At 44.3% G+C, this 13,740-nt stretch carries 14 protein-coding genes; 5 read left to right on the forward strand and 9 right to left on the reverse strand.

Features of this window, described 5'->3' with window-relative positions:
- Positions 1–378: 378 nt before the first annotated feature.
- Both myaer_RS13105 and myaer_RS13110 read right to left on the reverse strand, forming a co-directional pair.
- Positions 379–1,155, reverse strand: a complete 777-nt coding sequence (locus myaer_RS13105; protein WP_046662416.1) for a M48 family metallopeptidase — start codon at positions 1,153–1,155, stop codon at positions 379–381.
- A 63-nt stretch (positions 1,156–1,218) separates the two neighbouring features.
- Positions 1,219–1,503, reverse strand: a complete 285-nt coding sequence (locus tag myaer_RS13110) for a hypothetical protein (protein WP_046662417.1) — start codon at positions 1,501–1,503, stop codon at positions 1,219–1,221.
- A gap of 2 nt (positions 1,504–1,505) precedes the next feature.
- Here myaer_RS13110 and myaer_RS13115 point away from each other — a divergent pair, with 2 nt between their 5' ends.
- Positions 1,506–1,724 (forward strand): hypothetical protein, encoded by a 219-nt coding sequence (locus myaer_RS13115; protein WP_046662418.1) that lies wholly within the window; start codon positions 1,506–1,508, stop codon positions 1,722–1,724.
- A 518-nt stretch (positions 1,725–2,242) separates the two neighbouring features.
- Here myaer_RS13115 and myaer_RS13125 read toward each other — a convergent pair.
- From myaer_RS13125 to pilM, 4 genes are all read right to left on the reverse strand, one after another.
- Positions 2,243–4,333, reverse strand: coding sequence for a secretin N-terminal domain-containing protein (locus myaer_RS13125; protein ID WP_046663768.1), 2,091 nt, complete (start codon positions 4,331–4,333; stop codon positions 2,243–2,245).
- Positions 4,334–4,517: 184 nt separating this feature from the next.
- A complete protein-coding gene (locus myaer_RS13130) occupies positions 4,518–5,309 on the reverse strand; it encodes a hypothetical protein (RefSeq protein WP_046662419.1) in 792 nt (263 codons plus the stop codon).
- Positions 5,306–6,076, reverse strand: coding sequence for a PilN domain-containing protein (locus myaer_RS13135; protein WP_046662420.1), 771 nt, complete (start codon positions 6,074–6,076; stop codon positions 5,306–5,308). The genes myaer_RS13130 and myaer_RS13135 overlap by 4 nt, the downstream gene beginning before the upstream one ends.
- Before the next feature lie 9 nt (positions 6,077–6,085).
- A complete protein-coding gene (gene pilM / locus myaer_RS13140; RefSeq protein ID WP_046662421.1) occupies positions 6,086–7,201 on the reverse strand; it encodes a type IV pilus assembly protein PilM in 1,116 nt (371 codons plus the stop codon).
- A 505-nt stretch (positions 7,202–7,706) separates the two neighbouring features.
- On the opposite strand from pilM, the gene ilvC reads away from it, so the two are divergent.
- Positions 7,707–8,699, forward strand: a complete 993-nt coding sequence (gene ilvC, locus myaer_RS13150) for a ketol-acid reductoisomerase (protein ID WP_046662422.1) — start codon at positions 7,707–7,709, stop codon at positions 8,697–8,699.
- Between the two features lie 105 nt (positions 8,700–8,804).
- Here ilvC and myaer_RS13155 read toward each other — a convergent pair whose 3' ends face one another.
- On the reverse strand, positions 8,805–9,593 hold the full coding sequence (locus myaer_RS13155; RefSeq protein ID WP_046662423.1) for an ECF transporter S component: 789 nt from the start codon (positions 9,591–9,593) through the stop codon (positions 8,805–8,807).
- Between the two features lie 146 nt (positions 9,594–9,739).
- Between myaer_RS13155 and myaer_RS13160 the strand changes: the two genes are divergently transcribed.
- Positions 9,740–10,084: a transposase gene (locus myaer_RS13160; RefSeq protein WP_052734183.1), complete on the forward strand. Its 345-nt coding sequence runs from the start codon at positions 9,740–9,742 to the stop codon at positions 10,082–10,084.
- 203 nt (positions 10,085–10,287) lie between these two features.
- Here the strand turns inward: myaer_RS13160 and myaer_RS13165 are convergent, their stop codons facing one another.
- Both myaer_RS13165 and myaer_RS13170 read right to left on the reverse strand, forming a co-directional pair.
- Entirely contained in the window at positions 10,288–11,334 is a 1,047-nt protein-coding gene (locus tag myaer_RS13165) for a S66 peptidase family protein (protein WP_046662424.1), read from the reverse strand.
- 249 nt (positions 11,335–11,583) lie between these two features.
- Entirely contained in the window at positions 11,584–12,051 is a 468-nt protein-coding gene (locus tag myaer_RS13170; protein ID WP_046662425.1) for a CBS domain-containing protein, read from the reverse strand.
- Between the two features lie 161 nt (positions 12,052–12,212).
- Here myaer_RS13170 and myaer_RS13175 point away from each other — a divergent pair, with 161 nt between their 5' ends.
- On the forward strand, positions 12,213–12,779 hold the full coding sequence (locus tag myaer_RS13175) for a Uma2 family endonuclease (RefSeq protein ID WP_046662426.1): 567 nt from the start codon (positions 12,213–12,215) through the stop codon (positions 12,777–12,779).
- 71 nt (positions 12,780–12,850) lie between these two features.
- A complete protein-coding gene (gene nadC, locus myaer_RS13180) occupies positions 12,851–13,699 on the forward strand; it encodes a carboxylating nicotinate-nucleotide diphosphorylase (RefSeq protein WP_046662427.1) in 849 nt (282 codons plus the stop codon).
- Positions 13,700–13,740: the final 41 nt, after the last annotated feature.

Consider the following 13,740-nt stretch of genomic DNA (forward strand, 5'->3'; position numbering starts at 1 on the left):
CCAATTGAGTCAAGTAGAAAAAGAGGAATGGAAAAAGGTTAGTCATGGAAATGCCGATTTAGTGGGGGAAATTTGGCACGATTTTATAGAACCATACCAAGTAAGGAAGAACCCTATCCCTACTCTCAAAATTATCCTTTGATGGAATATCCAGAGGAGTTTTTATGTTTAGAAAAGAAGTAATCTGATTTAATCAATTATCTATTAGCGTTAATTCTGCTGTGTTTAACAGAATTATTTATGATAATTTTTCCTTAATTACTCAATTAGGAAACTGGGTATAGCAGCATCTATTAACTGCATTTGGTCGGCACTTTTGAGGAAAAAAAAGCCTAAAAACCTTGTTGGATAAGGTTTTTAGATTTTATTCAGCAAACCCTAGTTATTAATCGAATTAAGCTGTTTTTGCAGTGCCACAATGCGATCGCTTGTAGCTGGATGGGTGCTGAGAATTGTCGGGGTAGAACCCCCCTGTTGTGCTAATTTTCGCATAAAGGAGATCATCGCCGTGGGTTCATAACCAGCCCTGGCCAAATTTTTTAAACCCAGTCGGTCCGCTTCTAATTCATCCTTGCGACTGTTTGGTAAACTGTAGGCGAGATTGACTGCCAATTGTACCCAAGTTTTTGTCTCTAGTCCCGCCGCACTGAGAAGTCCTTGGGCGAGGGCAGTATTGCGTAATTGGGTGATAGAATGACGACCGACGATATGGCCGATTTCATGGGCAATCACGCTGGCTAATTCTGCCTCATTATCAGCACTTTTAATCAATCCCGTGTGTAAATAGACAAATCCGCCCATAGTGGCGAAGGCGTTAATGCTATTGTCGCGCACCACTTGAAAAGTGTAGGGAAGGTCAGGGCGATCGCTAGTTGCGGCTAATCGCTGCCCGATTTCGTGGACATATTGGTTAATTCTGGCATCTTTGGACAGTTTCACCTTACCTGATTCTAATAAACCTTGATTAATCTGCCTACCGATGGCGACTTCCTGCTGAGGAGAAATAGTGGAGAGTTGAATAACTTGCACACCCCGAAAAAGTAAATCCATCCACGAGAGCGCGAAACTGGTTTGGGGATTGATAATCCCGATATTCAGGCTCAGCAGCAGAGAAATTATTGTTAATAACCAAAAACGGTAGAAAATAGGGCGCATAGACGATTCGATCCCATAAAAACCTCATTCTCATTCTAGACAATGCCTATTACCCTTTGTCTGTTACTGTCCCCGATTGGTTTGATAGACGTAAAAGTTAAATAAATCGAATAAACTGCCAACAAAAGCAAAAGTAACAGCGATGGTTAACATTCCTTGTAGGGGATAACCGCCACCGAAAATAGTTAAAAATTGCAGGATTTGGCTAAAACCCGCCTGACAAACCCAAGTAAAGCCGGGGACGTGACTGGTGGCCAATAAAGCAGTTAAAATAGAACCCACCAAGAGGACGGGGGCAACAAAACTTAATAGGGTGGAAAATAGCAGAGAACGGAGCAAAGTAAGCATGGGTGCTGATCTCCAGAGAATTGGGGGGCGATCGAACGGGAATAAGAATTTATACTCGCTCCCCTATAGAATATACGTTCATCTCGGCCAAGGGCGGTTTTTTAAAAAATCTTAAAATATCATTAAGATTCTTGGTTAAGGAAAATATGGCACAGGAAGTCCCCACAGGAGCGCGCACCGGTGGGGATGCGCCGACCGCCTTCGGTCGGCACGAGGAATAAGCGGTTGAGAGTTTTTTGAATTATCAAGATATGTAACTTAAGTGCGTCTAAGCTGATAACGTTGATCATTAAGTGGGTGGGTGAAATTAAATAGGGTTTGCTGAATAAATCTAAAAACCTTGTTGGGTAAGACTTTTAGACTTTTTTGACCTCAAAAAGTGCCGACCATTGGAGTGATTGGGGGGAAAATTCCTGGACTTTTTCCCTAAAAATTAGGTCATTGACCCCCTCAAAATCGGTAAAACCCCACACCCCACACCCTGCCCCCACCGAAAAACTTTTTCAGCAGACCCTACTTATATAGGAGCGATCAATCTTTGTGTCCTTTGTGCCTTTGTGGTTTGTTCCACTCGGTCTCGCGTAGCGAGCGCGTTGCGACCGCCAGCAGGACTGTATCTTAGAATACATTTTACCCACCAAACCTAAGAGAGCCGTTATGAGGAGAGGCACTCATGCAAGAGGCAAAAGCTTCAGAAACTGATTACTGATTACTGATTACTGATAACTGAAAAAGCTGATTACTGTCGCGGTTGTACGGGGAAACCTTGACGCTGAAGCATTTCCGCCGCATCTTGGCCCGGTTGATAGTTGATACCGAGGGTAGAGGTGGCCGTATCTTCCATGATTTTGGGAGTGAGGAGAATAATCACCTCACTGCGACTATTCTGATTGGTACGACTGCGGAATAAAGCCCCTAAAATGGGAATATCGCCTAAAATAGGCACTTTTGTCTCAGAACTTTGTTGTTTTTCTTGGATAATCCCAGAAAGAATTAAACTCTGTCCATCCCGGAGACGAATTAAACCAGAAGTTAATTCCCGACGAATCAGAGGGGTAAGGGTGTTGACCGTGAGACCACCGCTATTAAATTGAATCGGAGACCCCGGAGAGGCGATGGTAGGGCTAACCGACAGGGAAATAAAACCGTTATCATCCACCTGATCGACGTTTACCGCTAAAGTTAATCCAGCCTCGGCCAGTACAGGGACGGTGGTACGTTCGCCACTGAGAGGATCTACACTTGTCTCGACACTTTCTAGCACTTTCTCGGTGAGCTTAACGGTGGCCTGTTGACCTTCCTGCACCACCAGGGAGGGATCGGTAAGAATCTTGGCATTTCCTGTCTGAATTGACGCTTGCAGGGTCATCAGGAATCTTTGGGGATATTGGAAGAGGTCGGGTAGCGTAAAATCCCCTCCATCCGCGTCTGTTGCACCGGGTTGAAAGGGGTTATTAAATGTTCCAAAATTAGGACGGGCATAGGGAACAACCAGCCCAGTATTTCGATCTGTGACTCTTCCCTGAGTTATATTACTAAAAGGAGCATCCTGAACATCAAAAAAAGGTTCTAGGGCGGGTGTTCCCTCCCCAGAGAAAACATTATTTAAAGGAACTATCGGCTGTGCAAAAGCCCCCGGTTTGGATGCAGTTGAGCTACTAGGTGGGTTCATATTCCCAAAGTTCACCACTGCCGCCCCGTTATCTTGAACGAAGAAACCATCGTTAAAACCGAAGGAAAAACTACTGTTAAAACGGTCTGTATTGAGCAGGTTGACATCGATAACTTTGACGTTAACCACCACCTGACGGCGACGAGCATCCAGTTGGGTTAATAAAGAGGTGGCGATCTGGACTTGCCGCGCTTCGCCGATTAAATTGATAGAATTAAGGCGATCATCGGCGGCAATTCTTAAACCAGTTAAAAGTAGGGCAGCCCTTGAGCCTTCTGTTTTTTGGGGTTCCAGTGCCTCTAGGGTGGCGGGAACATCCCGGCGGCCGATGACTCGTCCGGTGAGGGGATCGACGATATCCTCGGTTTTCGAGACTAAACGCTGGTATTCTGCCCCTTGGGTGGCGAGGAAAGTGGCGGCATTAACGGCCTTAACTTGGTTGAGACGCAGGGTGCGGCTAATCAGATTACGAGCGCCCTGGGGTAATTGCGCCCCGACAAAGATGGTTTTACCCTGACGGTTGGCCTGGAGTCCGGAAATTAACAACACGGCGTTAAAAATGTTTTCCACCGATTCGTCAGTAAATTCCAAGGAAACTGTCTGAGAAGTGGCGTTAGCTTCCCCCTGGGCGCTGGTGAAAACGACGTTATAACCGGCAATGTTAGCAAGGGTCATTAACACTTCTCTAGCGGGAGCTTCCCGCAGTAAAATGCGAGGTATAGTGATATTACGCTCGAATTTGACCTTTTCGGCACTAGCATCGATATTAGAGATGGCAATATCTCCCACCGGTGGGGCGACGGCCCGGGGTAGGGTGGGAACGCCGGGGGCTTGGGGTGCGCCTTGAATGATAATTTCCGGATTGGGGACAAGGGGCGCACTTTGGGCAAGTAGTTTTTCACTGCCTAAAATGCTGATTTCCTTTTCTACGGCCGCGCTGGAAGGGACAAGCTGATTTAGCGATTTTTGTAAAGTTTCTTTACTAAGCCCTTGCGAAAACTTGCCCTGAGCCAAGTCGAAGGGTTCAATTTTTGATGTAAGGGATTTTAACTCTGCATCATGGAAGGAAATGGGGGTTTCGGCCAAGACGCTCAGGGGAGCCATCAATAAAAACGAGGCAATTGGGGGGATAAACAGGGCATAGCGGGACGGATTCACTTTTAACTTCACTCCTCAACGATTAAGCGATTCAACGGACAAAAAAACACAATACTCATACTAAATCTGGTTATTAAAAACTGATTATTTATTCCCCCTTTTGCCTCTTGCCTCTTGCATGAGTGCCTCTCCTCATAACTAGCCTATACTCAACGGATTTAGTATCACACCGGATGGAAGACTATTATTGGGGCGGACTGGCGGGGGGTTGACCTTCGGCGGCGGGTTGACCTTCAGCAGGTGGGGGTGGTGCTAATTTCGCTAATTCTTCGGCACTGAGAGGAATAATCACATCGAGGAGAAAGGTGGTAGTCACGGGTTTATCGCCTTGGGGAACGATAGTGGCTTTATTTTTGCTGGTACTAACCACTTTAACCGTCGATCCTTCCTTGTCCACTTGGGTATTGAGACTGTTCAGCAAAATGAGGGGCTGTAATCTTTCTAAATCCCGAATAACCTCTTGAGTTTTAGCATAGTTCCCTTCCATCTTGACGTTAAAAGTTTGACGTTTGAGCTTATTATTAACCTCACTACCGAGGGAACCATCGGATATCACCACCGGTTCTAGTCCTTGGGGTTGAAAACTAACCAGCTTAACATCGCGAGACTTAAAGATATTACTAACATCTAAGAGAATTGTGTTTAAGTCCCTTTCTTTAGCAAAAAGCGAGAGAATTTTCTGTTTAATAGCTTTTTTTTGTTGTAACTGACCCTCGATTTTTTGGAATTCTGAAAATTCCAGACGGCTTTTTTGTTGATCTACCAGTTGTTGTTTGTTGGCTGCATCGGTTTGCAGTTGCTGCAAGGTATTATAAGCGGGCATCACCCAGTTAAAAAGCAGATAGAGGGAGCCAAGTAAACCTAGCATAGCGGCAGCGATGCCACTATTGCGGGGAGTAAAAGTTATCCCGAAAGCGATAGGATACTCCTCAAATTCCTCTAATTTCAGCTTCTCAAATTCTTCAGTAAAGGTCATGGTTGAATAACTCCTTGGCGTTTGAGAGTATTAATCCTAGTGATAACTCCATCCGCTCCATTCCTGGCGAGATTGGGCAGTTGTTGGGTGGTGGGAGTATCACTTAATTGGGTGGTGATCACAAATTGAACCACTTGGGGGAAAGTAATATTAATATTCTTGTACTGATTATCCACCTCTACGGGTAAATCGGCCAGGGCAGCACTTTCGATCGCCGTTTGCTTACCCTGTAAAAAAGGGGAAGCTTGTAGGGTTAAAAGATAATCATTGACTGCTTCGTAATTACTGGCAAAACCACTGATTTTTAAGCGAGTAGCCGGATTGGCTTGCCCTTGATTGGGGTTCGCGGGAACCTCCACCTGTTGCACACTATTTAACTGCACACTAGAAGGAGTTTGTTGGCGAATTTCTTGGAGAATGGCTGACCAAGGCCTAATCTGATTAAATACACCCACCAGAGCTTTATTTTCTGCTTCTACCGCCTTTAGTTGCCCTCTGATGTCTTCTAGTTTTTTACTTTGGACTTGTACTTGACCTAATTCCCCGTCCAGTTGCTGAATTTTGGCCTGAGTTTCGCTGGTTTTCCAACCGACGGTTAAACCGAGTAATCCCGTCAGTGCCAATAATCCGGCCCCCACTCCCACACCGATGAACAGGGGTACTTGTTTACTCAGGTTAATAAAGGTGGAAATCTCGAAGTTAGAGGTTGTTTGGACTGTTCGGTTAGGATGGCGATCTTTGAGAAAATTAACGTCAAGACTATACATAATTTTTGTCTATACCTCCCGCAATCCTAAACCGAGAACTGTTCCTAAACCAGGTCTTTGGGTATTAGGAATCTCTTGATCGATATCTAGGTTCAGTGATGCGATCGGATCGATTGGCATAGTAGTGATGCTAAGACGTTGAGTAAAATATTCATCTAGTTGTGCTAAACCGCCCCCGGGACCTGCTAAAAGTAACTGGACAATTTCCAGTTCATCACTTTGGTTAAGATAGAAATTAATCGATCGCCGCAATTCATCGGTTAATTCCCCCAAAACCCGCATCAGTGCCGCCATCCCGGCGGTAGTAAAGCTTCTGGAAACACTGGTATTGGTGCCAAGACTATCAAAGGCAGTAGTCGGGATTGTCATCCCCAAAAGAATCTCAGGACTGCGGGAGGTGGGCAAATTCATCGCCCTGGAAAGGGCATTTTGTAGCTGGAAAGTGCCGATGGGGACAGTGCGGGAAAATTGGGGAACGCCGTCCACCACGATGGCGATTTCCGTGTTATCAAATTCTATATCGACAATAACGGTAGCTTCATTGGAACTAAACTGTCGCAACTGATCGCGAATCGTCCGAATTAGGGCAAAACTATTAATTTCTAGCACATCTACCTGTAATCCTGCCTGTTGCAGGGTTTCCAGATAGGCATCGGTGATCTCCCGACGAGTAGCTACCAGCAAAACCTGCACCTTTTCGATCCCGTCCTCGTCCTGAAAGTAGCCCAGTTTTTGGTAGTCGATATCCACTTCCTCACGCGGATAGGGAAGGTATAAATTAGCTTCATGATTTAAGACCAGATCGCGTAATTCCTCCTCGTCCAATTCCGAGGGAATGGCGATAATCCGGATAATTGACTCGCGCATGGGGACACCAGTAGCGACTCGTTTGCTAGTAATTTTATTTTCCCTGAGGACTTCTTGGATTAATTCCGCTAAAGCGGCGGAATCGACGATTTTTCCCTCCTCAAAGATGCCTTCTGGGATATCCGACGAACAATATTTAACTAATTTATAATTTTGTTTCTGTTTGGCGATCTGAGCCACGTTAATGCGCTCTGGGGTAATCTCTAACCCAACACCTTGAGTTTTTTTTGTCAATAGCTTTTTAAAAAAACTTACCATAGATTTTCTGGGGCAGCTCTAAGGGAATTGGTGATCAACAAAGCCAATAATTTTTTGACTTGATTTTATCTAGTATCGATCAGGGCAGTAAATTAGTCTATAAACGATCCTGAACGGTTAAATTACCTAGAAAAGGCGAAAATCGAGGGGGAGAGAAGCTATTTCTGTACTCGCTAACCCGATTATCTGTGTTCAGAGCGAGGTTAATCTTGACTGGGTGAGGGGAGAGGAAGCACCTATTGATGATGATATTGTAATCAATTTTGGTGAAAGAACCAAGTCGAAGCTAAAAATTGGCCATTACCCCCCTTTTTTTTCTGCTCCACTAGATCAAGTCAGCCAACCCTAGTTAGAGTACCCAAATATCTCGAGAAAATTTGAATTTTTCTAGACACTATTTTTTCGTGACTTCAGGAAACCGGCGATCGAATGCTTCTGACAGGCGTGATTTTCGCGTATAATTAGGAGTTTGCACAGTGACAAAAGAAGTTAAGGAGCGAGTTCGATGGCACGAATGTACTATGATGAGGATGCCAATTTAGATTTATTAGCGGGAAAAACGATCGCTATTATTGGTTATGGTTCCCAGGGTCATGCCCACGCATTAAATCTCAAGGATAGTGGCGTTAATGTGATTGTTGGTCTATATCCCGGCAGTAAATCGGCAATCAAAGCCAAAGAAGCTGGTATTCCGGTTTATGATGTGGCCGAAGCCGCTAAAATTGCCGACTGGATCATGATCCTCTTACCGGATGAAGTGCAGAAAACGATTTATCTCAACGAAATTGCTCCCAATTTAAGCGCAGGCAAGGTGTTATCTTTTGCCCACGGCTTTAATATTCATTTTGGTCAAGTGGTCCCCCCAGCTAATGTCGATGTGGTTATGGTCGCCCCCAAAGGACCGGGCCATCTCGTCCGTCGCACCTACGAACAAGGTCAAGGGGTCCCCTGTTTATTCGCCGTCTATCAAGATGCTACCGGCCAAGCACGCGAGCGGGCGATGGCCTACGCTAAAGGTATCGGTGGCACTCGGGCCGGGGTTTTGGAAACCACTTTCCGCGAGGAGACAGAAACCGACCTTTTTGGCGAACAGGCAGTATTATGCGGCGGTTTAAGTGCTTTAATTAAAGCTGGCTTTGAAACCCTCGTGGAAGCTGGTTATCAGCCCGAATTAGCCTATTTTGAGTGTTTGCATGAAGTGAAACTGATCGTCGATCTGATCGTCGAGGGCGGTTTAGCCAAAATGCGCGATAGTATTTCCAATACAGCCGAGTACGGTGACTATACTCGCGGTCCGCGGGTGGTGACGGAAGCGACTAAGGCCGAAATGCGAAAAATCCTCCGGGAAATTCAATCGGGACAATTTGCCAGAGAGTTTGTCCTCGAAAATCAAGCAGGTAAACCGGGGTTCACCGCTATGCGTCGTCAAGAAGCAGAACATTCCATCGAAGAAGTCGGTCAAGATCTGCGGGCGATGATGAGTTGGCTAAAACGCTAGTTCTCTTTTTTTTCGCTGTCGGGTTGGGTGCGACTCCGGAATTCTTGCCGTTGTGTCCGCCCCGATACCCGACCCCCCCCACTCCCCAAAGGGAAAACTTTCTACCTAGTAGATCGCCTCTCGTGATTTGACCAAACCGATCGCCCGTAAACCGGCAATCACACCACAGCCGATCACCATACCGACGAGGGAACGAATCAGATTTTCTACGGGAATGATCGGAATTAAAGCGATCCAGACTTCTTCGGGCCAGTTAAAAATCGAGTAGGTAATGGCGGCGACCCCTAAATGGGAGAGTCCGCTGGCGGTCCAAGTCCCGCCAAAAATTCCTGCCGCTACTAGGACAAAGTTACTACCTTTGATCCAATGGGTAAACAGAGTCCGGGTTGGTAGGATAAATAATACCAACGCCGACCAATCGACGAAAGCCCCGGCGATAAAGACCCGTGGCGAAATACCGTTCAGTCCGATCGCCCGGTTAGCGTAGATAAATAGGGGAATCAGAAAAATTAACGTTAATCCTAACCACCAATAACGGCGTTTTTTGCCTAAAACCATCGTTCCCGCCACAAAACTGGACAAAATAGCCCCAAAGACCGAAATAGCGGGAATTCCTGCCGTGTAGGGGGCGAGGAAAGCCCCAATTAAGGACCCAATACCACTAGCGATCGACCCAGCGATCGGGCCGAGTAACCAACCCAAGAGGGGAAAAACCGCTTGACTGAGGGGCATACTACCGCCGGAAGCGAGGACAATGGAGAAGGGAATAAAAGAAAGGGTAGTGACAATTGCCGCTAAGACGACAATATAGGCGATCGGCGCACCATCAATAGCGGCACTACTGACAGCTTCCACTTTGCGTTCTTCGCCTTCGGGGATAATATCTAGGGTCATAAGTAGGGAGGCACAATTATTTCTAGGATGGGTTAGCGGTAGCGTAACATGAGCGGGCGTTGGGTGTAGGGTTTTACCGATTTTCAGGGGGTCAATTACCTAATTTTCAGGGAAAAAGTACCTGAATTTTCCCCCCGATTACTCCAATGGCCGCTACTTTTGGACTTCAAAAAGGTCTAAAAGTCTTATCGAACAATGTTTTTAGATTTATTCAGCAAACCCTACTTAATCATCCCATTCATACGAGTAAGCAAGTCAGAGAATATTGGGATAAGTGGCAGCAGCAAGGATTATTTTTCTTTCAACTGCCCAAATATTCCTCTGAAATGAATCTTATTGAAACTGAATGGCATCAATTGAAAACTCACGAACTGGCAGGTCAAATTTTTCCCGATGAGTACGATTTAGCGATCGCTGTTAAACAAGGGATCGAAGCTCGCGCTCAAAAAGGAGGACACGAAACTCACTGTTTTAAGTTTAATTCTGCCTAGCTACTTATAACTTAGGAATTAATCAACAACGAAAGCTTATGCTTGTAGCTAAGTGAAATCATTGATTAAGAGACCTGTACTTTTCAATAACTTTTTGCCGCAAACCCTACTTAACTAGCCTATACTCAACGGATTTAGTGTAACTTCGCCAGTCTAAATATTCCGTTATCAGTTAAAAAAGCGAATAGCAACAGTCAGCTATTTTACGCTTTACTAACCGCAGATTCTAACATAGTAATCGTTCCCCGATTAGCATCAAATTCTACTGCAATGCCGATGGGAATAGTTTCAATAATTTCCAAATGTCCGATCATTAAACCCAAACAAGCGGGAATTTTTAAGGGTTGGATATATTCTCGGATCACTTCTTCTAACGTCAAGGAACCATAGTCACTATTGGCGCTACAATTGCTACATTGACCGAAGATAAATCCAGCTAAATTATCGAAAATTCCCGCTAATTTTAATTGATTTAACAGGCGATCAATTTCATAAACATCTTCACCAATATCTTCTAAAAATAGGATAGCTCCGGTAAAATCGGGTAGATAGGGAGAACCCGCGATCGAGGCTAAAGTGGTTAAATTACCGCCGATTAATTTACCTTTGGCTTGACCTTTAGTAATAGTTTGAATGCGATTTTTTACCTGCATTAAACGATTAGCATCATCGGGATCGGGAACATTTCTAAAAGTCAACTTTTCCCCAGAAAATAAAACTTGTCGAAAGCTTTCAGTTTGAGCGGTGCGCCAACTAGAAAAGCCATTGGGAGCATGGAAAGTAACTAAACCAGTTTTGGCATAAATAGCCAATAATAAGGAAGTTATATCACTAAAACCACAGATGATTTTAGGATGACGACGAATTAAATCGTAGTCGAGATAAGGTAATAAACGAGCGCTTCCCCAACCGCCGCGAATTGGTAAAATTAAGGCAATAGTATCATCGGCAAAAAATTGATTTATATCCGACGCTCGCTCGCCATCTTTACCAGCTAAATAACCATAACTATCTAAAGCGTATTGACCAACTTTTGGCACTAATTTTAGGGCTTTAACTGCTTCGATAACTATGTTCAAATCATCTTCTTTAAAAGTTGCCCCTGCCGGACTAATAATACCCACTCCGTCCCCCGGTTGTAAATGTGGTGGTCTAATTAGAGGAAAATTACTGCTAAAAACTTTTCTAGGAATTAGGGAAAAACTAACAGCAGTTAGGGCAGTAGTAGTAAGAAATTGACGGCGCTTCATCCTGATAGTTTTTAGAGAAATTGCCAGGGAAATAAGAATTTAGGGATTAAGTAGATAGGTGTTAAAAATTGTCAGATACCCCCCTTATTAAGGGGGGATCGAGGGAAAAAAAGTTTTCACAATTGCCCCAGCTAAATCGATTTTTCCCTCAATCCGCATCAAGATAGTTTCTAGGGAATAAGTAACCGTTTCTTGAGATTGATTCATTTGTTCAAGATCTTTTAGTTAATTGTTGCCCTAGAAAAGCAATTATGCTTCCGATTTTGCCATATCGCGAATGATATCGCCGCGAGTGATAATACCGATTACTTTGTGGGTTTCTTCCTCAATCACTGGCAAACGACGCACATGACGATCATACATTAACGAGGCCGCTTCTTTCAAAGGGCGATCAGCTGTGATACTAATAGGTTTATCGGTCATTACTTCCCCCACGGTTTGACCGAGAGCTTTATGGAGCAATTTCTCGTGACGGCTAGGATTTTGTAGATAGATGACGCTATCGAGGAGCATAATGTAAGGAGGAGCTTCTACTCCCGTTTCCTGCCACATAAGGTCAGTTTCGGAGATAACCCCAATCAGTCGCATCTTGTCATCCACCACGGGTAAACCGCTAAACCGCTTTTCGGCCAAAATCTTCACTGCTTCCGACAGAGAAGTGTTAGCGGTGACGGTGATGGGATTGGGAGTCATGATATCGGCAACTGTTTTCGTCATCTTAGCGACCTGCGACAATAATGCTTTCTCTCTCCATCTTATCATTAGGGTAATCAGTCACCGCTTAATTATGACTATTCTTCAATCTTCGGGCGAGAAAATGGTATAAGATAAAAAGGACATGGGATATTAATTTAGTTAGTTGACAAGGAAAAATAAAAATGATTGCTCAACCTCAATACCCAGAAAGAATGACCCCAGAAGAGTATCTAGAATGGGAAGCTACCCAGTCCGGTCGCCATGAATATATTGATGGGGAAATTATCGCCATGACTGGGGGTAGTCTGCCCCATAATGATATTACCTTGAATTTTTACAGAACTTTATATTCTCATCTCCGTCCGCGAGGCTGTCGGGTGAATGTATCTGATGTGAAAGTACAAGCTAATAATAGTCGTTATTTTTATACCGATTTAGTGATTAGTTGCGATTCTAGGGATAGAGAATCTCGTAATTTTATTCAACATCCACAAGTAATTATTGAAGTGCTTTCCCCTAGCACAGGCAACTATGATCGCACTAAAAAGTTACAATATTATCGTCAGATTGCCAGTTTACAAGAATACGTTTTAGTCGATCCCGAATCGATCAGTGTTGAGGTTTATCGTCGCGGTGAAGATAAAATTTGGTTTTACTGCGCTTATAGTCAAGGAGAAGAAATTATTCTATCTAGTCTCGATTTTCACTGTGCGATCGAGTTAATCTATGAAGGGATAAGTTTCGATTAAAGAAAGTTTACAAAAAGGTCAAACCTTCCTAGACTTAAAATAAATACGTCCCGATTGTTTCGATAAATTCTATGTTACCGCCCCTATTAGTCCTTGATCCCTTGTTAGAAAACTGGTTACGAGAAGATCTCGGTAGAGGCGATCGCACCACCCAAGCAATTTTCTTCGGTCATGCTAAAATCGGTCAAGCCACTTGGATTGCCAAGGAAGCGGGAGTTATTGCCGGTTTACCCGTAGCTGAACGAGTTTTTCAACTGCTTAACCCCACTATTCACTTTACCCCCACCGTTGCCGAGGGGGAATTCTGCCCGAAGTCTAAAGTTATTGCCGAGATAGAAGGTTCCTTCGATGCGCTGTTAATCGGGGAAAGAGTCGCTTTAAATCTTGCCATGCGCTTGAGTGGGATTGCTAGTGAAACTCGCAAATATGTGGATAAAATTGCCGATTTATCGACAAGATTGGTGGATACTCGCAAAACTACCCCCGGATTGCGAATTTTAGAAAAATATGCCTCCGGTATCGGTGGCGCTATTAACCATCGTTTGGGGTTAGATGATGCAATTATGATTAAAGATAATCATATTCAAGCTGCCGGCAGCATCGAGGAAGCAGTGCGTCGTGTACGGCAAAATATGCCCTATCCTCTCACAATTGAGGTAGAAACCAGCCAATTAGAAGAAGTGAATCAGGCCCTACAGCAGCAGGTAGAGATCATTATGTTAGATAATATGGATTTAGAGATGATGCAAACTGCTGTGGAGATGATCCGCAATTTTAATAGTAAAACCAAAATAGAAGCATCGGGAAATATTACCCTCGATCGCATTCGCAACGTTGCCGAAACAGGAGTAGATTATATTTCTACTAGCGCCCCGATTACCCGTTCTACTTGGTTAGATATTAGTATGAAAATTGATTAAAAGGCTATATCAGTTATCAGTTATCAGTTATCAGTTATCAG

The organism is Microcystis aeruginosa NIES-2549 (assembly GCF_000981785.2).
Lineage (GTDB): Bacteria > Cyanobacteriota > Cyanobacteriia > Cyanobacteriales > Microcystaceae > Microcystis > Microcystis aeruginosa_C.